The organism is Stappia stellulata DSM 5886 (assembly GCF_000423705.1).
GTDB classification, from domain to species: domain Bacteria; phylum Pseudomonadota; class Alphaproteobacteria; order Rhizobiales; family Stappiaceae; genus Stappia; species Stappia stellulata.
In genome coordinates, this window is the sequence record NZ_KE384083.1 from 146,351 (window position 1) to 168,354 (window position 22,004).

The 22,004-nt window shown below is 64.0% G+C and carries 12 protein-coding genes; 2 read left to right on the forward strand and 10 right to left on the reverse strand.

Annotated elements, in window-relative coordinates:
• Window positions 1-86: 86 nt before the first annotated feature.
• The 10 genes from G572_RS0117880 to G572_RS0117930 form a co-directional block, all read right to left on the reverse strand.
• The gene (locus G572_RS0117880; RefSeq protein ID WP_051242925.1) at window positions 87-1,400 is read right to left on the reverse strand and encodes a nucleotide sugar dehydrogenase; all 1,314 of its coding nucleotides are present in this window, start codon (window positions 1,398-1,400) and stop codon (window positions 87-89) included.
• 171 nt (window positions 1,401-1,571) lie between these two features.
• Window positions 1,572-3,071, reverse strand: a complete 1,500-nt coding sequence (locus G572_RS0117885; RefSeq protein WP_029059645.1) for a phosphomannomutase/phosphoglucomutase — start codon at window positions 3,069-3,071, stop codon at window positions 1,572-1,574.
• A 71-nt stretch (window positions 3,072-3,142) separates the two neighbouring features.
• Window positions 3,143-4,588: a mannose-1-phosphate guanylyltransferase/mannose-6-phosphate isomerase gene (locus tag G572_RS0117890; protein WP_208979146.1), complete on the reverse strand. Its 1,446-nt coding sequence runs from the start codon at window positions 4,586-4,588 to the stop codon at window positions 3,143-3,145.
• A gap of 104 nt (window positions 4,589-4,692) precedes the next feature.
• Entirely contained in the window at window positions 4,693-5,454 is a 762-nt protein-coding gene (locus G572_RS0117900; protein WP_029059647.1) for an ABC transporter permease, read from the reverse strand.
• On the reverse strand, window positions 5,451-6,242 hold the full coding sequence (locus G572_RS0117905) for an ABC transporter ATP-binding protein (RefSeq protein WP_029059648.1): 792 nt from the start codon (window positions 6,240-6,242) through the stop codon (window positions 5,451-5,453). Before G572_RS0117905 ends, G572_RS0117900 begins: the two co-directional genes overlap by 4 nt.
• Window positions 6,243-6,323: 81 nt before the next feature.
• A complete protein-coding gene (locus G572_RS0117910) occupies window positions 6,324-7,334 on the reverse strand; it encodes an ABC transporter substrate-binding protein (protein WP_051242701.1) in 1,011 nt (336 codons plus the stop codon).
• Window positions 7,335-7,493: 159 nt separating this feature from the next.
• A complete protein-coding gene (cysN, locus tag G572_RS0117915) occupies window positions 7,494-9,377 on the reverse strand; it encodes a sulfate adenylyltransferase subunit CysN (protein ID WP_029059650.1) in 1,884 nt (627 codons plus the stop codon).
• A gap of 10 nt (window positions 9,378-9,387) precedes the next feature.
• The gene (gene cysD, locus G572_RS0117920) at window positions 9,388-10,293 is read right to left on the reverse strand and encodes a sulfate adenylyltransferase subunit CysD (RefSeq protein ID WP_037547408.1); all 906 of its coding nucleotides are present in this window, start codon (window positions 10,291-10,293) and stop codon (window positions 9,388-9,390) included.
• A 263-nt stretch (window positions 10,294-10,556) separates the two neighbouring features.
• Window positions 10,557-11,408, reverse strand: a complete 852-nt coding sequence (cysQ, locus tag G572_RS24575) for a 3'(2'),5'-bisphosphate nucleotidase CysQ (protein WP_084650318.1) — start codon at window positions 11,406-11,408, stop codon at window positions 10,557-10,559.
• Window positions 11,409-11,426: 18 nt separating this feature from the next.
• Window positions 11,427-12,761 carry a UDP-glucose dehydrogenase family protein gene (locus G572_RS0117930; protein ID WP_029059652.1) on the reverse strand — a complete coding sequence of 445 codons (1,335 nt, stop codon included), beginning with the start codon at window positions 12,759-12,761 and terminating at the stop codon, window positions 11,427-11,429.
• 324 nt (window positions 12,762-13,085) lie between these two features.
• On the opposite strand from G572_RS0117930, the gene galE reads away from it, so the two are divergent.
• Window positions 13,086-14,120, forward strand: a complete 1,035-nt coding sequence (galE, locus tag G572_RS24580; protein ID WP_051242703.1) for a UDP-glucose 4-epimerase GalE — start codon at window positions 13,086-13,088, stop codon at window positions 14,118-14,120.
• Window positions 14,121-14,386: 266 nt separating this feature from the next.
• Window positions 14,387-21,970 (forward strand): type I polyketide synthase, encoded by a 7,584-nt coding sequence (locus G572_RS0117945; RefSeq protein ID WP_029059653.1) that lies wholly within the window; start codon window positions 14,387-14,389, stop codon window positions 21,968-21,970.
• Window positions 21,971-22,004 lie beyond the last annotated feature (34 nt).

Genomic DNA, 22,004 nt, shown 5'->3' on the forward strand with positions numbered 1-22,004 from the left:
GGTCCATGGCGTTTTCGGCCAAGACAGCCGCGCGTCGACTGGTCCTCAAGGGTGGGTTATCCGACCGGGGCGAAAAACACAATCGGTCAGGCGCGCGTCACCTTGGCAAGACTGGCCGGAAAGCGGCCGCGCGTATCGACGATCAGCTTCGCCTCGCGCCCGATCATCTCGTAATCGAAGGCGTCATGGTCGGTGGCGATCACCACCGCGTCCATGGAGGCGACCGTTCCGGCATCCGCAACGCAGCTCGCGTGGCGCGATCCGTCGGCAAGCGTCAGCACCGGCACATGCGGGTCGGCATAAACCACCTCGCCGCCCTTCGCGGCGATGCCCTCGATCACCATGACGCTCGGGGATTCGCGCATGTCGTCGATATTCTTCTTGAAGGCGACGCCAAGCACCAGCACGCGCGCACCGTTCAGCGCCTTGCGCTCGCCGTTGAGCGCATCCATCAGCTTTTCCACGATGAACTCGGGCATGTAGCGGTTGATCTCGCCGGCAAGCTCGATGAACCGCGTGTGCACGCCGTATTCGCGCGCTTTCCATGTCAGATAGAACGGATCGACCGGAATGCAGTGACCGCCGACCCCCGGCCCCGGATAGAAGGCGGTAAAGCCGAAGGGCTTGGTCGCGGCGGCGCGGATCACGTCGAAGATGTCGATGCCCATGCGGTCGGCAAGTGTCTTCATCTCGTTCACGAGACCGATGTTGACCGCGCGGTGGATGTTTTCCAGAAGCTTGGTCATCTCCGCGACCCGTGTCGAGGCAACGGGCACCAGCGTGTCCACCGCCCCGCCATAAAGCGCCTCGGCCGCGCGCAGGCAGTTTTCGGTCACACCGCTCACCACCTTGGGAATCTGGCGAATGCTGAAGGAGGCGTTTCCCGGATCCTCGCGCTCGGGCGAATAGACGACGAAGATATCCTCGCCCACCGTGAGGTCGTCCCGCGCCAAAACGGGAAGCATGTCGTCCTCGGTGGTTCCGGGATAGGTGGTCGATTCCAGAGCAATTACCTGTCCGGAGCGCAAATGCGGACGCACGCTGCGCGCGGCATCCAGGATATAGCCGATATCGGGATCATGGTATTTGCCAAGCGGCGTCGGCACACAGATGATCAGCGCGTCGCAATCGGCGGCCTCACTGAAATCCGTGGTTGCCGTGAAGGGAGCCGAGAAGCGCACGCTCTCGCGCGTCAACCCGACATAGCGGCGAAAGCCGCCATCGGCATTCAGTTCCGCAACCTTGGCCGCATCGACATCGAGACCGACGACCGGATACCCGAGCTCGCTGAAGCGCGAGGCCAGCGGCAGACCGACATAGCCGAGCCCGATGATACCGATCACCGCGGAGCGGTCGGTCATGCGCGCGGCAAAGCGCGCAAGAGGGTTCGTTGACGTCATGTCCGCTGCCATCGGATCGATCCTGACCAGTCACTGTGCCGTAAAATCACCGTGCCGCATTGTCTGCGGCGCAAGCCGACCGTTTTGCACAGCGCGCGGCACTCGGCAAGGCCCGAGCGCCCGCGCCGGCGTTGACGGCGCGATTGATACCCAGACCCTGCCCGGCCGGGGCTAGATGGTCTGGTTGTAGGCGCCGACTTCCGGGTTTTCGCGCAAGACGTCGTCGACCGCCTTGAACATTTCCCTGAGCCGGGCGTCGGAGACCGGGCTTTCGATCACCACCACGAGTTCGGGCTTGTTGGAAGACGCGCGCACGAGCCCCCAGGTGCCGTCCTCGGCAACCACCCGCACGCCGTTGACGGTGACGAGGTCGACGATCTCGTGTCCCGCGATCTTTTCCCCCTTCTCCTGCATCTCGGCAAAGCGGGCGACCACCCGGTCGACCACCTCGTATTTGATCTCGTCCGCGCAATGCGGCGACATCGTCGGCGAGCCCCAGGTTTTCGGCAGCGCGGCGCGCAGGTCGGCCATCGACTTGCCCGGATTGCGGTCGAGCATGTCCAGAATGGCGATCGCCGAAACGAGGCCGTCGTCGTAGCCGCGCCCGATCGGCGTGTTGAAGAAGTAATGTCCGGACTTCTCGAAACCGACGAGTGCGTTCAGCTCGTTCACGCGGCGCTTGATGTAGGAATGACCGGTCTTCCAGTAGTCGGTCTTGGCACCGTTGGCAAGAAGCACGGGATCGGTTGCAAAGAGACCGGTCGACTTCACGTCGACGACGAACTGGCTGCCGGGATGAAGCTCGGACAGATCGCGCGCCAGCATCACGCCGACCGTATCGGCGAAGATCTCCGCGCCCGTATTGTCCACCACGCCGCAGCGATCTCCGTCGCCGTCGAAGCCGAGACCGACCTCGGCGCCGGTTTCCAGCACCTTGTCGCGAAGCGCGTGCAGCATCTTCATGTCTTCGGGATTGGGGTTGTAGCGCGGGAACGTGTGGTCCAACTCGCAGTCGAGCGGGATCACCTCCGCGCCCAGCGCTTCCAGCACCTGCGGGGCAAAGGCACCGGCCGTGCCATTGCCGCAGGCCGCAACGACCTTGATCGGCCGCGACAGCTTCGCCCGGTCGGTAAGGTCCTTGATATAGGTCTCGGCAAAGCCTTCGACAAAGCGATAGCCGCCGCCGGAGCCTTCGCGGAACGTGCCGGTGAGAACAATTTCCTTCAATCGCCCCATCTCGTCCGGCCCGAAGGTCAACGGCCGGTCGATTCCCATCTTCACCCCGGTCCAGCCGTTGTCGTTGTGCGAGGCCGTGACCATCGCGACCGCCGGTACGTCGAGCGCGAACTGCGCGAAATAGGCCATTGGCGAGAGTGCAAGCCCGATGTCGTGAACACGCACGCCGCCGGCCATCAGTCCGGAAATCAGTGCCATCTTGATGGCGGCGGAATAGCTGCGGAAATCATGCCCGACGACAATATCGGGCCGTGTGCCGCGTTCACGCATCAAGGTGGCTATGCCCATGCCAAGCGCCTGAATGCCCATCAGGTTGATTTCTTTTTCGAAAAGCCAGCGGGCATCGTATTCGCGAAACCCGGTCGGCTTCACCATCGGGCGCGATTCAAAATCGTAGGTGTTCGGCGTCAGTTCGGCGACGGGAACGCTCAGCATGCGTTTATCCTCAAGTCTGTGTGCCGGCGAGCGCCGGCTTTTCCAATATTTGTTCGCCCGAATGCCGGGACTCAAGTCGCGTCCGGCACCTCGTCGGAATATCGAACGATGTCGTCGTCTCCGATATAGGTGCCCGACTGTATTTCGATGACACGCGCCGGAACGCGACCGGGATTTGCAAGCCGGTGGCGGGCCCCGACCGGAACATAGGCGGACTGGTTCTCGGTCATCAGCCGGGTCTCGCCATTAATGGTGATCGCCAGCGTTCCGGAAACGACCACCCAGTGTTCCGCCCGGTTGACGTGGCTTTGAAGCGACATGCTCTCCCCCGGCTTGATCTCGATTTCCTGCACCTGGAAGCGATTGCCCCGGGCAATTTCCTCACGTGTCCCCCAGGGTCTGTAACGCTTGCGATGCTCCCGGGTTTCCGGCCGATTTTCTCGCTGGAGCTCTTCGACGACGCTCTTCACATCCTGGGCATGGTTCTTGTCGGCCACCAGAACCGCGTCCTTGGTGGCCACCACCATCACCTGATCGAGGCCGACGACCGAGACAAGCGCCCCGTCGCTCACGACAAGACTGTCGCGCGACTTCACGAACATCGCCTCGCCAAGCGTGCTGTTGCCGTCCTCCGACTTGTCGAGCACCTCCCACACGGCCGACCATGATCCAAGGTCGCTCCAGCCCGGATCCGTCGGCACACAGGAGATGCGGTCGGACTTTTCCATGATCGCATAATCGATGGAAATGTTCGGGACGGCGGCAAAGCTCTCCGCGTCGAGCCGCAGAAAATCGAGATCGGGGGACGCGGCCGCCAGTGCGGCGCGAACCCGCATCAACACCTCGGGACAGTGGCGCTCGAACTCCGCGATCATCGTGGACGCGGAAAACAGGAAAATGCCGGCATTCCATACGTGGTCCCCGGAAGCGAGAAAGGCCTTCGCCCGCTCCAGGTCCGGCTTCTCGACGAATGCGGCCACCGGACGCACGGGCCCCTCGCCCGCCGAAAGACGGATATAGCCGTAGCCCGTGTTGGGTTCGCTCGGACGAATGCCGAATGTCACGATCCGTCCGTCCCTGGCCGCCGGCACTGCTTCGGCAACCGCCCGCGCAAACACATCCGCGTCACGCACCAGGTGATCGGACGGGGCGAGCAGGACCAACGCCTCGGGATCGGTCGCTGCAGCGGTCAGCGCGGCGACAGCGGCCGGAGCGGCCGTGTTGCGTGCGATGGGCTCCAGCACAATCGTGCCCTGGCCATTTTCTGCACTCGCCATCTGCTCCCCCACGAGGAAGCGGTGCTCGGCATTCGCAATCACAATCGGCGGCGCATAATGGGGCGCGGGAAAACGGCTCAGGGTCTTTTGAAACAGGCTCTCGCCATCGAACAACGGGAGGAATTGCTTGGGGCGCAAGGAACGCGACAGCGGCCAAAGTCGCGATCCGGATCCGCCGGACAATATGCAAGGTATGATCACGCTTCGCCTTTCGCGGTTTTCGTCATCGGAGCGCGGCACGGCACGCCTGTCGCCCTTGATGCCCGACCGCGTCCTGAAAAGACGTTAACCGCGAACGCGCCCCGTTGAAACGGGGCGCGAACGAAATCGGATCGTGAACCGCCTCAGCCGTGCGAGGAGCGATGCGCCCAACCGGTCATGCGCATCTCCAGCCAGGCCATCATCGCATACATGACGATGCCGAGCACCGCGAGCGCCATCAGCCCCGCCCAGACAAGCGGCACGTTGAACTGCGACTGAGCCGCCAGCATCATGTGACCGATGCCGGAATTGGCCGCCACGGTCTCCGAGATCACCGAACCGACGAAGGCAAGCGTGATCGCGATCTTCAGCGAGCCGAAGAAATAGGGCATGGAGCGCGGAATGCCGACCTTCAGCATGATGTCGAGCTTCTTCGCGCCAAGCGCACGCAGCACGTCTTCCATTTCCGGCTCGATGGTGGCAAGGCCGGTCGCTACGTTCACGACAATGGGAAAGAAGGCGATCAGAAAGGCGGTCAGCACCGCGGGCACCGTTCCAATGCCGAACCAGATGACGAGGATCGGTACCACGGCAACCTTGGGCACGGAGTTGAAGCCGATCATCAGCGGGTAAAGCCCGGCGTAGATCGACCTGCTCCAGCCTATCGCAAGACCGAGCGCCAGTCCGCCGACCACCGCCAGCAAAAAGCCGAGCGTCGTGGTAAAGAGCGTTTGCAGCGAATTCGTCCAGATTACCGGCCAGTATTTGACTGTGGCGACCCAGATATCGGAGGGCGCCGGCAGGATGAAGAACGCGATGTCGAAGGCGCGCACGACGCCTTCCCACACAACGAACAACCCGATGGTCCAGATCCAGGGAGCGGCCTTGATCCATTTCTCGTTCATGCCGCAGCCCTCGCATCGGCGATATGTGCACGAAGCTCATGCACGATGTCGTTGAACTTTGCTTCATAGGTGAGATCGATCGGTCGCGGACGCGGGAAGGAAATCTCGCGCTCGACGATGATGCGCCCCGGCCGCGCGCTCATGACGAACACCCGGTCGGCGAGAAACACCGCCTCGCGCAGGTCATGCGTCACCAGGATGGTGGTGAAGCCCTTTTCCGCGTGGAGATCGCGCATCACCTGCCACAGTTCCTCGCGGGTGAAGGCGTCGAGCGCGCCGAACGGCTCGTCGAGCATCAGGAGCTCGGGATCGTGGACAAGCGCCCGACACAGGTTCGCGCGCTGCTGCATCCCCCCCGACAATTGCCAGGGGAACTTGTCGCCGAATCCCTTGAGGCCGACGACGGAAAGCAGGTCTTCCGCAAGCGCTTCGTAGGCGGCCCGCTCTCGCGACAGCCTGCGGCGATGCGGCTGAACGATTTCCAGCGGCAGCATGACGTTCTTCAAGGTCGTGCGCCATGGCAGCATGGACGGGTTTTGAAAGGCCATGCCGGCCATCGAAACCGGTCCGTCGACCTCCTTGCTTGCCACCTCGACCGTGCCGACCTGCGGACGGATAAGGCCCGTGGCAAGCTTCATCAAGGTGGACTTGCCGCAACCCGACGGGCCGACAACGGCTGCGAACTCGCCTTTCTTCACCGTCATCGACAAGCCGTCGAGGGCCAGCGTGCTGTCACCGCCCGGCCCGTAGGCAAGGCGAATGTCATTCAATTCAACAAAACCGGTCACGGATGCTCTTTCGGCTGGTCCCACTACGCCGGGCCCCTCGGCAAGACAACCGTGGGGCCCGCGGTCATGATCATTGAGGTGTCAGCGAACCATCCGCTCTTCGACCGGCGGAAGGTAGGACGGGTCGAAGACCCGCTCGGGTGCCGGCGGCGTGTCGCTCACGCCCATGGAGGTCTTCAGATACTCCATCGACTGGGCAAGCTTCTCCATGTCCACGCCACCGAAGCCGTTTTCCCTCACAGCCGGAGTGGCAATGGAACCGTCGATCGCCATTTCGATCCGGTCGATCTCGGTCGCCTCGTCGAGCACGCCGTTGCGCTTAAGGACATAAGGCACGGATGCAGCAGGGTCTTCGATCGTGTCGAGAAACCCTTTCACGAGTGCCTTGAGGAAGCCCTTGACCGCCTCCGGGTTCTCCTCGGCAAACTGGGTGTTGACCATGACCACGTTGCCGTAGAGGTCGAGACCGTTCTCCGCCATCAGGATCAGCGCGATGTCATCGTCCGAAATACCCTGTGCCTTGAGGTTGATGACGGAGGAGAAGGAAAAGCCGAAGATCGCATCCACCTGCCCTTGCGCCAGCATCGGCTCGCGAACCGGAAACCCAACGTTCTCGATGGTGATGGTGGAGGTGTCGATGCCGGCGACGTCGACGAAGGCCGGCCACTGGCCGAAGGCTGCATCGGGTGGCGGCGCGCCCAGCGTCTTGCCTTCAAGCGACTTGGGGTCCTCGGTGATGCCCTGGCTCTTGCGGCCGATCACCGCGAACGGCGGGCGCTCATAGGCCATCATAACGGCCTTGACGTTGAGGTCCGGCTGCTCGTCCATCAGCTTGATCAATGCGTTGATGTCGCCGAAGCCCATGTCGTAGGTGCCGGTCGCAACGCGCGGAATCGATTCCCGCGACCCGGCCCCGCTGTCGATTGTCACCGACAGGCCCTCGTCCGCGAAATACCCCTTGTCCTGGGCAATGAAGAAGGGCGCGGCCGGCGCCTCGAACTTCCAATCGAGCGTGAACTTGATCTCCGTCTCGGCCATGGCCGACGGCGCGGTCAAGGTCAGGGCGAGCGCAATTCCAAACAGTCGACGCATGTCAGTCCCCACTGGCTTTGTTTTCGCCGCAGAGAGTGCCAAGCGGGTGCCTATCGATCAAGCAGATTTTGGGTCAGCCCAACTTTTCATCACAGGCAGCACTTGCCGGGGCACCCCGCCGCTTGCCCGCGAGGGCTGGCGGCACTGCCCCGAAGATCGCTAGAGATCGAGGTAGCGAATCACCTCATCGGCGAGCGCGACCGGATCGGCTCCGTCGGTGTTCAGGACGATTTCCGCGGCCTCCGGCGCTTCGTAGGGGCTGTCGATACCGGTGAAATCGCGGATTTCGCCGGCGCGGGCCTTCCTGTACAGCCCCTTCGGGTCCCGCGCTTCGGCGACCTCGAGCGGTGCATGGACATGAATCTCGACAAATTCTCCGGGCTTGAACAGGTCACGGGCCATCTGCCGGTCGGAGCGGAACGGCGAGATGAAGGACACCAGCGTGATCAACCCGGCCTCGGTGAAGAGTTTCGCCACCTCGCCGACCCGGCGGATGTTCTCCACCCGGTCGGCCTCGGAAAACCCGAGATCCTTGTTCAACCCGTGGCGGACGTTGTCGCCATCGAGCAGGAAGGTCAGCCGTCCCATCGCGTGCAGCCGCTGCTCCACGAGATTGGCCACGGTCGACTTGCCCGCGCCCGACAATCCCGTGAACCAAAGCACCTTCGGCGCCTGGCCGGTGAGCGCCGCGCGCGCGGACCTGTCGATATCGAAGGCCTGCCGGTGAATGTTGTCGGCCTTGCGCAGCGCCTTCCAGATCATCCCGGCCGCGACCGTATGGTTGGTCAGCGGATCGATCAGCACGAAGGCTCCGAGATCGCGGTTGACCTCATAGGGGTCGAAGGCCACCGGCGACGACAGGGAAAGTTCGCAATAGCCGATGCCATTGAGCGCGAGCGTCTCGAGCTCCTCATGCTTCAGCGTGTTCACGTCAATGCCGTGATCGATGCGGGTGACGCTTGCGGACGCGAGGCGTTTTCCAGCCTTGATCGCGTAAGTGCGCCCGGGAACGAGCGGCTGGTCGTCCATCCAGATCAGATGCGCGCCGAGCCTGTCGGCCACCTCCGGGCGCTGATCGGGCGCGCAAAGCACATCGCCCCGCGAGATATCGACCTCCTCCTCCAGGGTCAGCGTTACCGCATCACCGGCACATGCCTCTTCAAGATCGCCATCCATGGTGACGATCCGCTCGACGACCGCAGGTCGGCCCGACGCCGCAACGGCGATCCTGTCGCCCGGACGAACCCGGCCGCTGACGAGCGTGCCGCAATAGCCGCGAAAATCGAGATTCGGACGGTTCACCCACTGAACCGGCATCCGGAACGGACCGTCGGAGGTTTCGCCGGCAACGCCAACGCTCTCCAGATGCGCGAGCAGCGTGGGGCCTTGATACCAGTCCATCGCGCCGGAGCGCGCTGTGACGTTGTCGCCGGTCAGCGCCGACATCGGGATCATTTGCAGGGTCTCGAAGCCGAAGCTGTCGGCGAAGGCGCGATAGTCGCTTGAAATTTGTGCAAACACCTCCGCGTCGTTGTCGACCAGATCCATCTTGTTGACCGCAACGACGACATGGCGAATGCCCAGAAGCGAGACGATGAAGGAATGCCTCCGCGTCTGTTGCAGAACGCCCTTGCGAGCGTCGATCAGGATGACCGCGAGATCGGAGTTGGACGCGCCTGTTGCCATGTTGCGGGTGTATTGCTCGTGGCCGGGCGTATCGGCGACGATGAACTTGCGGGCATCGGTGGCAAAGAACCGGTAGGCGACATCAATGGTGATGCCCTGCTCGCGCTCCGCCTCCAGACCGTCGACGAGAAGCGCGAAATCGATGTCATCGCCCTGGGTGCCGTATTTGCGGGAATCGCTGCGGAGCGCGGCAACCTGATCCTCCAGCACCCGCTTGGTGTCATGCAGCAACCGTCCGATCAGCGTCGACTTGCCGTCGTCGACGCTGCCGCAGGTCAAAAACCGCAACAGGCCCTTTTGATCATGGTCGTCGAGCACGCTCGTTACGGGTCGGGAAATCGACGGAAGGTGGTTCATGACATGTCCCTCAGAAGTAGCCTTCGCGTTTTTTCTTTTCCATCGACGCGGATTCATCGTGATCGATCAGCCGCCCGGAGCGTTCCGACGTTCTGGCGATCAGCATCTCGGTGACGATCCCGTCGAGCGTATCGGCCTCCGACTCCATGGCCGCGGTGAGCGGATAGCAGCCAAGCGTGCGAAACCGCACGCGCCGCATGCGAGGGGTTTCGCCGGGCGAAAGCGGCAGCCGCTCGTCGTCGCGCATGACCAGCATCCCGTCGCGTTCCACGACCGGGCGTTCCGCAGCGAAATAAAGCGGAACGATGGGGATGTTTTCGGCGCGGATGTACTGCCAGATGTCGAGTTCGGTCCAGTTCGACAGCGGAAAGACACGAAGGGATTCCCCGCGCCGCACCCGTGTGTTGAAGAGCGACCAGAGCTCCGGACGCTGGTTTTTAGGATCCCACCCGTGCTGGGGCGTGCGAAACGAAAAGATCCGCTCCTTGGCCCGCGATTTTTCCTCGTCGCGCCGTGCGCCGCCGAATGCCGCATCGAACCCGTGAAGGTCGAGGGCCTGCTTGAGCGCGTCAGTCTTCATGACCTGGGTGTAATAGGACGCACCGTGGTCGAAAGGGTTCAGGCCGTCGGCGAGACCCTGCGCGTTCGTGTGGGTCAGCAACTCCATCCCCGCCTCGCGCGCCATCCGGTCCCGAAAGGCGATCATCTCGCGGAATTTCCAGGTGGTGTCGATGTGGAGCAGCGGAAACGGCGGCGGCGCGGGATGAAAGGCCTTGCGCGCAAGGTGCAGCATTACGCTGGAATCCTTGCCGATCGAATAGAGCATCACCGGACGGGCCATCTCCGCCACGACCTCGCGAATGATCTCGATGGATTGCGCTTCAAGACGTCGTAGCTGACTGGCGCGATTGTACACGATCTGATCCTCTCGGCGGGAAGCGCGCGAAGCCCATTCGGCTCCACGCACTCCCAAACAAAGCTTTTCCGTCGGGACTGCCGGTCGACAACGAAAATCGCTGCAGCCACTGCGGAAAGCGAGCGTATCTTATGGCTGCATAAACCAAAAACATATCAACCCGCGATATGCTTTGCGCATGCTGGAAGCAACCGATAATGGCGCCGCGCCGAAAGTTCGAGAAACCAGATTGCCGACAATGGCCGGCCTTTAAAAAATCTCTGTCAAATTGCCCTGGCGGGATTGTTGGTTGCGCAGATCAGGGCCGCAGTGCGTACGATCAGTCTGTCGTCGCCCGCGGCAAGAAAACCGGGATTGGCAAAATCGTCGTCGGTCGCCTGATTGCGTTTTCCGTAGAGAAACGGGTTTCCATCGAGCCCCGCGACCGTACCGCCGGCCGCGGCGAGAATGGCGTGGCCAGCGGCTGTATCCCATTCCATCGTTCGATTGAAACGGGGATAGAAGTCGGCCTCGCCGCGCGCGACCAAACAGAATTTGAGCGAGGACCCGACGCTCACCGTCTGCGCCACCCCAAGCCGCTCGAGCAGCAAATCCGTGTTGGCGTCGCGATGAGAGCGGCTGGCAACGGCCACCGGCCGGGCGGCCGCTTGTTCCCGGACCCTGACAGGCCGCCATGCGCTTTCAGCGCCCGCGCCCTGCACTCTCTCGAAGGCCCCTCCGCCCCGCGCACCCACGAATGCCTCTTTCCGGTGAGGCGCAAACACCGCGCCGACCACCGGCAAACCATTCTCCACCAGCGCGATGTTGACCGTGAAGTCGCCGCGACCGGAGATGAACTCGCGCGTGCCGTCCAGCGGATCCACAAGGAAAAACCGGTCGGAGATATCCGGAACCGCACCGGACGAAGCCGCCTCTTCCGCCACGACCGGAATATCGGGATAAAGGCGGGAAAGGCCCGACAGAATGACGTCTTCCGCCCTGCGGTCGGCCTCCGTTACCGGGCTGTCGTCGGGCTTGCGATCAACGCTCACATCGTTGCGGAAGAACGACAGGATGATATCGCCGGCTTCGTCGCACACCGCGGCCAGCGCCTGAAGCTCTTGCCCGATCAACATGCCGCTCTCCCGGTTTACTCAAGTGTCGGTTGCGGCGTCGTGCGCAGGCGCCGCCTTGCCAATGCCGCGATAGGTCAGTCCGGCGCGGGCGACATCGTCGGCACGCCAGATGTTGCGCATGTCGATGACGGTGTCGCCACGCATCCGTCCTGCGATCTCTTCAAGCGAGAGGCCGCGATAGAGGTTCCACTCCGTCACAACGGCAAGCACGTCGACGCGGTCCGCAACGTCATAGGGATTGTCGCGCCATTCCGCGCCCGGCAACAGCGGTTCGGCCTGGGACCGCGCTTCCGGATCGTGCAAGACAACACGCACGCCATGCGCCTGAAGCGCCGGCACGATCACCAGCGAGGGCGCGTCGCGCACGTCGTCGGTATTGGGCTTGAAGGCAATGCCGAAAATTCCGACCGACTTTCCCTCGGGATCCGGACCGAGCGCGGCAAGAATCCGCTCCGCCATGTCGCGCTTGCGCGCCTCGTTGACCGCAATGGTCGTCTCCACAAGCCGCAAGGGCGTTCCGTGCCTCTGTCCGGTCGCAGCAAGCGCCGCCGTGTCCTTCGGAAAGCAGGATCCGCCGTAGCCCGGCCCCGCATGCAGGAATTTGCCGCCGATCCGGTTGTCCAGTCCAATTCCGCTTGCCACCTTCTGGACATCCGCGCCGACCTTTTCGCACAGGTTGGCGATTTCGTTGATGAAGGTGATCTTCAGTGCCAGGAACGCATTGGCGGCGTATTTGGTGATTTCCGCGTTCTCGAGCGTCGAGACGAGAATCGGCGTCTCACGCAGATACAGCGGCTGGTAGAGGCGACGCAGCGTATCCTCGGCGCGGGCATCCTCGGCACCGACGACAACGCGGTCCGGACGCATGAAGTCCTCGATCGCCGAGCCCTCGCGCAGGAACTCCGGATTGGATGCAACCGAAAACGCGAGCCCCGGACGCTCCTGTCGCAGGATCTCCGCCACCTTGCGACAGGTGCCGACGACGACCGTAGACTTGATGACCACGACCGTTCCCTCGCGCATCACGCGCGCGATCTGGCGGGCGGCTTCATGGACGTAGGTGAGGTCCGCCTCGCCGTCGCCGCGTCGCGACGGCGTCCCGACCGCCACAAAGACCACATCCGCGGCCGCGACCGCCGCATCGAAATCCGTGGTGAAGGCAAGGCGCCCCGCATCCAGGTTGCGCTCGATCAGCGCATCGAGTCCCGGCTCGTAAATCGGAACTTCCTTCGCATTCAACCTGGCGATCTTGTCGGCGTCGATATCGACACAGGTCACATCGAAGCCGAACTCGGAAAAACAGACGCCGGACACAAGTCCGACATATCCGGTTCCAATCATCGCAATACGCATGGATGCTCCTGAAGTCGATCTCTGGACAGATGCGGTTGCCCCGCGATGGAGGCACCGGACAGTTTGGCCCGGCGGGCCATTCCCGATGGGCGGTCCCGGACGGCTTGTCCAGGACCCGTCTATAAGACCCCATCTGCGACGGAAATGAGACGTCCCCCGCCGTGCGACACCACCGTTTCACGTCCAGGGACCCGAAAAGACGCAGCGTTGGTGTTCGCTTGCCATCGGTTTGTCAAGCCGTTACCTCGTACGACGTTTGGTTTGCGCGACAAACAGAACGATTCGCGGGCCTGCCCCCACCCCCCAGAAAACCGGAGAGCGGAAATGGCGACACTTGTTACCGGCGGCGCCGGGTACATCGGGAGCCACATGATATTGCGCCTGCTCGATGCCGGCGAAACCGTGGTTGTCATCGACGATCTCAGCACCGGACATGACTGGGCGATCCCCGGCCGAGCGCATTTCGTCAAGGGCGAAGTCAGTGATCCGAAAGCGCTGGAGGCGGCCTGCAAGCTGGCCGACATCGATGCCGTGATCCATTTCGCCGGTTCCGTTGTCGTTCCCGAGTCCATTGCCGACCCGTTGAAATACTATCGCAACAACACCTGTGCCTCCCGCGCCCTTATCGAGAACTGCCTTGCGCATCGCATCGGAAGCATCCTGTTTTCCTCTACCGCCGCCGTTTATGGCGACCCGGAAAGCTGCCCGGTTGCGGAAGAGTCCCGCACCTTGCCACTTTCCCCCTATGGCGCATCCAAGCTGATGGTCGAAACGATGTTGCACGACATCGCCGCTGCAAGCGACCTGCGCTATGGCGCCCTGCGTTACTTCAATGTTGCCGGCGCGGACCCGCAGGGACGCGCGGGCCATTCGACCGTCGGCGCAACACACCTCTTGAAGGTGGCCTGCGAGGCCGCTCTCGGGGTCCGCGACGGGCTCACGGTCCACGGCACCGACTATGCCACGCGCGACGGAACGGCGGAGCGCGACTTCATCCACGTCAGCGACCTCGTGGACGCGCATTATCTCGCGCTTTCGCATCTGCGGGAGGGCGGAGCCAGCTTCACGGCGAACTGCGGCTATGGCCAAGCCTATTCGGTGCTGGAGGTTATCGAGGCGGTCAAGACGGCCTCCGGCGTCGACTTCCCCGTCCACCTCGGCCCGCGACGTCCCGGCGATTCCATGCGCGTGATCGCTGACAACCGCAAGATCATGTCTCTTTTCGATTGGCAGCCGGCCTATCGCGACCTGACAACGATCGCCCGCCATGCGCTGGCTTGGGAACACAAGCTCGGCACGCGCAACGCACCGGACAAAAAGGCCGATGGGTCTGTGGATGTCCCTCCGGATCAGACGTGATCCGGAGAGAAAATACTGCCGTTTCTTGTCAGATGCCACAATATCGACGCTTCAGGCATTATCTGGTTTGTATGGGACAGGTGGACAGGTGATCCATCCATGGTCCGAAGACCCTGTGCGTTGCTGGCATGCACAAGAACCAAGACTGATAGAAACCCGTGACGGACGCGTTCCGCGTGCGGCTCGACAAAGCGCTCACGGTTGACGCAGTCAGTTGCGAGACGGAACGAGACACCATGCACGGCGTCGAAATGAGAGACACATAAATGTCCCTTCGGGCTCGCAATACCATCATTTGCGGTTACGCCGCCCGCCTTCCCGGCGCGAACAGCGTGCAAGACTTCTGGAACCTCCTGGACGACGGACGTTGCACGATCTCGCGGATCGGCGATGACCGGTTCGACACGCGTCGCTATCACCATCCGGAGCCCAACACGCCGGGTCGCAGCATGACCTTCTCGGCCGGACAAATCGAGGATGTCTGGGGCTTCGACGCCGGGTTTTTCGGAATTTCTCCCCGTGAAGCCGTGCAGATGGATCCGCAGCAACGGCTATTGCTGCAAGTCGTTTGGGAAGCGATCGAGGACGCCGGCATCCGCTCCTCGGATCTTGCGGGCACGAACACCGGCGTCTATGTCGGTGCCTCCGCGCTGGACTATCATCAAAGTCTCCTGTTCGACCTTCCCGCGGTCGATATCCAGACGATGACGGGCAACACCCTGTCGATCATCGCAAACCGCATTTCCTATATTTTCGATCTGCAGGGTCCGAGTTTCACGCTCGACACGGCGTGCTCATCCTCTTTGGTGGCCCTGCATCAGGCCGTCGCTGCCATCGAAAGCGGCCAGATCGACACCGCCATCGTCGCCGGCGTCAACCTGCTGCTCAGCCCGTTTTCCTTCATCGGATTTTCCCGTGCCTCCATGCTGTCGTCGCAGGGGCTGTGTCGGGCCTTCGATGCTTCGGGGGACGGCTACGTCCGCTCGGAAGGCGCGGTGGCGATCGTGCTGCGCCGGGACGGTCCGGGGATCGCCGCGCGGGCCCGTATTCTTGCGACCGGAATCAATGCAGACGGGCGAACGGCGGGATTGTCGCTGCCGTCTTCGCCCGCACAGACAGCCCTGTTGCGTTCCATTTACGGCGATCTCGGGATTGCACCGGAGGATCTCTCGTTCATCGAGGCGCATGGCACCGGAACGCAGGTCGGCGATCCGGCCGAAGCGAACGCACTGGGCCAGGTGATCGGTCGCGCGCGCAGCAGCGTGCTGCCCATCGGGTCCGCCAAAACCAATGTCGGGCATCTGGAACCGGTCTCCGGCCTCGTCGGAATCCTCAAGTCTGTTCTGGCGCTTCAGCACGGCGTCCTGCCGCGCTCCCTCCATTTCGACACACCGAACCCCAACATCGACTTTGACGGTCTGAACCTTGCCGTGGCGAGCGAACCGGTTCCCTTGAGCGGCGACGTCAGCCGTCTAATCGCCGGGATCAATTCCTTCGGCTTCGGAGGCACGAACGCGCACACCGTGATCGGCGAAGTTGCGCCGCAAGGCGGCGCGAAAAGCACGGTCGCCGACGATGCGCCGCTGGTCGTCTCCGCCCGCAGCGAGCCGGCGCTTCGCGAACTGGCCGCTCGCTACAGCACGCTGCTCGCCCGGCCCGGCATCTCCTCCGGTGCCGTTGCGGATGCGGCAATTCGCACCCGCGACCTGCACGATCACCGACTGGTGGTGCTGGGCGACGGCGAGACAAAACGCGCCGCCCTTGCCGCCTTCGCAAGCGGCAAGACAGAACCGTCGACCGTAACCGGGCGAGGTCCGGGCACGCGCGGCGGCCTCGTCTTCGCGTTTTCGGGCAATGGCGCGCAATGGGCCGGAATGGGCCAGCAAGCCTACCGGAGCGACACGGTGTTTCGCGAAGTCTTCGAGACCGTCGACAGGCACTTCATGGCGGTCTCCGGCTGGTCACTGGTCACGATGCTGTTTTCCGCCGATCTGGATCAGGAGATCGGCCGAACAGAGATCGCCCAACCCCTGCTGTACGCGCTCCAGGTCGCGATGGTCACGGCGCTCGAAAGTCGCGGCATCGTGCCCGACATGGTGGTCGGCCACAGCGTCGGCGAAGTTGCCGCGGCCTGGTGCGCCGGCATGCTGGACCTTGCGAGCGCAACCCGCATCATTCATGCCAGATCCACACAGCAGGAAGTGGTTCGCCATCTGGGCACAATGGCTGCCCTCCTGCTGCCGGAAACCGAGGCGCGCGCCGCTCTCGCTTCCCTGGCGCTTCCCGGGCTAGAACTTTCCGCCATAAATTCCCCGCGCAGCGTGACGGTGTCGGGTCCGGCGGAGAGCATCGACGCCTTCGCCCGTCACGCAAGGGCGAAGCGTTGGGCACTGCGCAAGCTCGAGATCGCCTATCCGTTCCACAGCGCGCTGGTCGACCCGATCGAGGCGCCGCTGCGCGATGCACTGGGCGAGATCCGGTCGGCACCGCCGCGCGTGCCCTTCTTCTCTTCGGTGCATCCCGATGCGGAAACCATCACCCCGGATGCCACCTACTGGTGGGAAAACGTGCGGCGGCCGGTGCAATTTTCGCAGGCCGTCGCCCGCATTGCCGAAGCCGGTGCAGGCGTCGTCGTGGAAATCGGGCCGCGGCCGCTTCTGGCGACGTACCTGCGCGACACGCTGGCAGGTGCGGGCACGCAGGCCAATGTCGTGACTTCCTTCGACAAGACAGGCGACAAGACACCGGATGGCGAGGCCCTGGGGCCCGTCGTGGCGCGGATCGTCGCCGCCGGCGCGTCACCCGATGCCGACCTCTTTGTCGGCCCGCAGGGCTCAAGCCTCCCCTTGCTGCCGCATTACCCCTGGCAGACCGTTCCCTTCGTCATTTCGCAAACCGACGAACGCGTTCAGGGGCCGCGCAGCTGGCCGCTGGCCGGCGCACGGACAAAGCCCGACGGCTGCGAATGGTTCAACGTCATCGACACGCATCTGCAGCCGTTTCTCGCCGACCACAAGGTCGAGGACGCGGTGGTGTTTCCGGCCGCGGGCTACCTGGAAATGGCCCTGCGCGCCGCGCTCGACTGGACCGGGCAGGATGCAGCGGAACTGGACAATGTCGAGATCCTTCGCCCTCTCCTGCTCGATGGCGGAAAAGCACAGGAGACCCGCGTTCGCCTGTCAGCGGACGATCGCGTGATCGAGATCTGCGCCCGTCCGCGCCTTGCCGGCGCCGACTGGTCGCTGCACGCAAGGGCCGGGTTCCGGTCTCCCTCGGCCGACGCGAGAGGGCATGCCGGCCCGGCGCAAGGTCCGGCACAGCCGGGTTCGACGCAGGTATCGCATGACACCATCTACGAGATGACACGCGCGCACGGTCTTCAGTATGGCGCCGCATTCCAACTGGCCGACGGCGCGACCGTCCTTGACGCACGCACGGCAACCGTCTCGCTCCGCCCCCCGGCCCAGGGAGATGGAGACCCGGTGTACTCACTGCATCCGGCACTTGCGGACGCGGCCTTTCACGGCCTGTTCGCCCTCTTGTCCAGCAACGGAATGACCCGGGCGGACAGCGGTTTCCTGCCGGTCCGCGCGGGTACGGTCCAATTGATCGATGCGTCGGCCACGCCGACTGCCGCGCGGATCACGATCGAAAGGGCCAGCCCGCGCTCGATCCTTGCAGGCTTTGAATATCTGGATGCGCATGGACAGGTGATGGCCCGCCTCGACGGCGTTCGCTTCAAGGCGGTTCACTTCCATCTGGATCAGAGCGGCCCCGTCTGCGCCTATCACCTTGACGCCCGCCTCCTGAGGGGAGCCGATACCGCCATTTCGCTGTCTCCGGATGCCATCGCCGCGCTTGCCCGCGAGGCCCACCTCCTTGCAGAGCCGGGCACGGGCTTCGCACCCGACGACGACCGCCTCCTGCTCGACGCGCTTGCCCGAAGCGTCCTGCATGCAGGATTTCACGAAACCTTTGGCGAACAACCGTTTTCGGTCGAGGACGTTGCCGGAAACGGCATCATCGATGAGACCGCGATACCGTTCGTCGAGCATTTCCTGCCCGAGCTGTCGCGCCACGACCTGACGCAGTTCGCCGACGGCCTCTGGACAGTTGTCCGGCCGGACCCGGCCCTTTCCCCCGATGCGTTGCTGCGTGTCCTCTTCGAGGCGGCGAACGAACATGGCATCGAGGCCGCCTTGCTGGCGCGACTGGCCCGTGATTTGCCGACACTCCTGCGAAAGGGGCTGCCGGAGACGGCAGCGGCTTTCGCGGCGCCGGGCCTTCTGGAGACCTGCCGCAACGACAGCCCGGCAAGCGCCGCGCTTGGCGCAAGCCTGCGCAGCCTGTTTGCCGGCCTGATCGAGACGCTCCCCTGCGATCGCCCGATATCCGTGCTCTTCGTCGGATCCGGTCACCCCAAGCTTGCAGCCGATTTCAGCAGAATGCTTGACCCGCGCACGGCGCAAATGACCGTCGCCGACAACACGCAAGCATCGGTCGAGCGGCTCCGCCGCCGGTGGCGCGGTCGCCCGGGCACCCGCTTCCTGGCCCTCGATGCGGCGGAAGCCGCGGCCGGCAGCGCCTTCGACATCGTTGTTGCCTGCGATGCGCTCGGTTCTCCGGACGCGGTGCCTGTTGGCGCCCTTCATCGTCTGATGACCCCGGGTGGGCAACTCATCGCCGTGGAGCGCAACGCGAACAGCGCGTTCGACCTGATTTTCGGATGCGGTCTGGACATGTGGCACAATGCCGACACCGGCGACGGCGCGACGCTGTCCCGGCTGGATGCCGAGGGCTGGACACGGGCACTTGAACACGCCGGCTATGTCTCGGTCGAAGCCCATGGCCTAGCCGACAGCGCCGTCGACGCGACGCTTCTGCTCGCCTGCGCCGCGCCGCGATCGCCAGCAACGGAGACGGACGCGCCAACCTCTGTCGAGCGGGAAGCCCCGCGTCGCATGGTGATCCTCAGCGATGCCGAAGAAAAGGGCCACGCGGTCGCCCTGGCGTTGCAGGAGACCCTCGCGCCCATGGGCATCCTTGCCAGCCTCGCCATCCCGGATACGGAAACGCGACGTACGAGCGAACGCGACTGGAGGATCGACCTCGACGATCCGCATGTGTGGACCGGCGACCTTGCCGATGCCGCTGGCGATGGCGTGATCGACCTCCATGCGGCGTTCGCACCGTCATCCGACCCACTGCACCTAAGCACGACCCGCCTGTGGGCTCTCACCCGCCTTCTGAACGGGCGCGCCGGCAGTGCCGGGCCAATCCTGATCGTCGCGCCGGATGGCGCGCGGGGCACCACCTGCAACCAGGCGCCCGACCCCGCGCAGGCCGGTGTCTGGGCTTACGGGCGCGTTGCGATCAACGAGTTTCCCGACACCGACATCCGCCTTCTCGACATCCGCAAGAACCTGGACGCAAGTGCCGCGGCCTTGCGGATTGCAGCGGAAATCGATCATCCGGATGCGGAACGCGAAATCGTGCTCGACGACGACCGCCGGCTGGGCCTTCGCATCGTACGCAGCGATCCTCCGGCCCTGGCGCCATCAGTCGGTCGGCGACACGACGCGATGCGGCTCGACATTGGCCAGCAAGGCGCACTCGACCGGCTGTCCTGGTCCGCGGCGATGCGCGAAAGCCCCGCCGGCGACGCTGTCGAAATCGCCGTCGAGGCCGCCGGCCTCAACTTCCGGGATGTGATGTGGGCGCTCGGCCTGCTGCCGGAAGAAGCACTTGAAGACGGTTTCGCCGGTCCGACACTGGGCATGGAATGCTGCGGCCGGGTCGTCGGCGTCGGGCCAGATGTGCGCGGGCTCGCGCCGGGCGACCGCGTTATCGCGTTCGCGCCCGCGTGTTTTTCAAGTCACGTTCTCGTCTCGCAGACAGGGTGCGTTCCGGCCCCGGACGGCATGGACAGCGAAGCGGCCGCAACCATCCCCGTCGCCTTTCTCACCAGTTACTACGCGCTGACGCATCTGGCGGCACTGACCGGCGGTGAAAGCGTGCTTATCCACGGTGGCGCAGGCGGCGTCGGCCTTGCCGCGATCCAGATCGCGCAACATGCCGGGGCCACGGTGTTCGCGACAGCGGGAAGCGCGGAGAAACGCGCGCTTCTGGAAGGACTTGGCGTCGACCATGTGCTGGATTCCCGCTCGCTTTCCTTCGCCGACGAGGTGATGTCGCGAACCAGCGGGGCGGGCGTAGACGTGGTGCTGAACTCGCTCTTCGGCGAAGCGATGGAGCGCAGTCTTTCCGTTCTGAAGCCCTTCGGCCGGTTCCTGGAACTTGGAAAACGCGACTTCTACGAGAACACGCATCTCGGACTGCGGCCGTTCCGTCAGAACCTGAGCTATTTCGGCATCGACGCGGACCAGTTGCTCGTGCATCAGCCGGCCCTGGCGCAACGTCTTCTGCGCGAGGTCATGCAGCTTTTCGCCGATGGCACGCTTCGTACCCTTCCCTATCGGGCGTTCGAAGCGGACGACGCGGTCGCCGCCTTCCGCCTGATGCAGCAGGCAGGCCATATCGGAAAGATCGTGATCCGGCCGCCGGAGGTCGTGACCGACGCCGCATGCCAAGCGCAGCCGCCCGTCTCCCTAGACCCGGCGCGCGCGCATGTGGTCATCGGCGGATTTGGCGGTTTCGGTGCGGAACTCATCCGGCGGCTTGCCGACATCGGCGCGCGCAAGATCGCCGTCCTGTCGCGGCGCGGCGAAAAGACGGAGGGTGCTGCCGAGCTGATCACGGAACTGGCGGCGCGCGATGTGACGGTCACGGGACACGCCTGCGATGCGTCCGACGCCGCCGCCATGACGGGTGCGCTTGAGCGCATTCGCGCTGCCTTTGGCGGAATCTCGGGCGTCTATCACACGGCCATGGTGCTGGATGACAGGCTGATCGCCAATATGAACGAAGCGGCCTTGCGCAAGGTTCTCGCGGCCAAGGTCAGCGGCGCGGATCTTCTCGACCGTCTGACGCGAGACGACGACCTGCAGCAGTTCGTGCTCTTTTCCTCGGCGACCACGCTCGTCGGAAACCCCGGTCAGGCCAACTACGTTGCGGCCAACGGCTATCTGGAAGGACTCGCGGCGAAGCGCCGCGCGGAAGGGCGGCCGGCCCTTGCCGTTGCCTGGGGCGCAATCTCCGACGCCGGATATCTTGCCCGGAACGCCGATGTCGGCGACAAGCTGGCGCGCAAGCTGGGACGCCATGCCCTCAGCGCGCGCGAAGCGCTTGACGGCCTGTGCGCGCTGATGAGCGAACCGCAAACCGACATCCGCCTGGCGGCAACCGGCTATGCCCGCATCGACTGGGCGGCGGCACGTCGCGATCTTGCCCTGCTCGCCACGCCTTACGCGGAGCGCCTCGATATCGACAGCGCGGAGGCGAGCGGCACCGATGCGGCGGCCGTCGACCTTGCTGTCCTGCTCGAGGGCCTTGACCGCCCGGGCGCGATTGCCCGGGTTTGCCAGCTTCTCTCGGTCGAGATCGGCCGGATCCTGCGCATTGGCGAAGAGGAAATCGATCCGGCGCGGCCGCTGGCGGACGTGGGAATGGATTCGCTCATGGCGCTTGAACTGAGAATGGCAGCCGAGCGGCAATTCGGCATCGACATCCCGTTGATGTCGCTCGCAAATGGCGCAACACTCGCCGACATGGCGGCCCGCATCACCGATCAGGTGCAAACAGGCGCGAAGGATGCCGCGGAGCTTTCCGATGCGGCTCGGGCGAATGCGATGCACCACCTGAAGGAGGACACTTTCTCCGACAGCGCCGAAATGGAGGACGTCGCCGCTCGCATCGAGGAGAAGATGAAAGACATGAGGAGCCTGCTTTGAGCCGCGACGGCGACAACGCCTCCGGGACCGGACG

Bases quoted from the DNA above. Each gene is read 5' to 3' on its own strand.
- G572_RS0117885 (WP_029059645.1), bottom strand. From the start codon at position 3,071: ATGCTGAGCGTTCCCGTCGCCGAACTGACGCCGAACACCTACGATTTT.
- cysN (WP_029059650.1), bottom strand. From the start codon at position 9,377: ATGAACCACCTTCCGTCGATTTCCCGACCCGTAACGAGCGTGCTCGAC.
- cysQ (WP_084650318.1), bottom strand. From the start codon at position 11,408: ATGTTGATCGGGCAAGAGCTTCAGGCGCTGGCCGCGGTGTGCGACGAA.
- G572_RS0117880 (WP_051242925.1), bottom strand. From the start codon at position 1,400: ATGACGTCAACGAACCCTCTTGCGCGCTTTGCCGCGCGCATGACCGAC.
- galE (WP_051242703.1), top strand. From the start codon at position 13,086: ATGGCGACACTTGTTACCGGCGGCGCCGGGTACATCGGGAGCCACATG.
- G572_RS0117910 (WP_051242701.1), bottom strand. From the start codon at position 7,334: ATGCGTCGACTGTTTGGAATTGCGCTCGCCCTGACCTTGACCGCGCCG.
- G572_RS0117945 (WP_029059653.1), top strand. From the start codon at position 14,387: ATGTCCCTTCGGGCTCGCAATACCATCATTTGCGGTTACGCCGCCCGC.
- G572_RS0117900 (WP_029059647.1), bottom strand. From the start codon at position 5,454: ATGAACGAGAAATGGATCAAGGCCGCTCCCTGGATCTGGACCATCGGG.
- G572_RS0117930 (WP_029059652.1), bottom strand. From the start codon at position 12,761: ATGCGTATTGCGATGATTGGAACCGGATATGTCGGACTTGTGTCCGGC.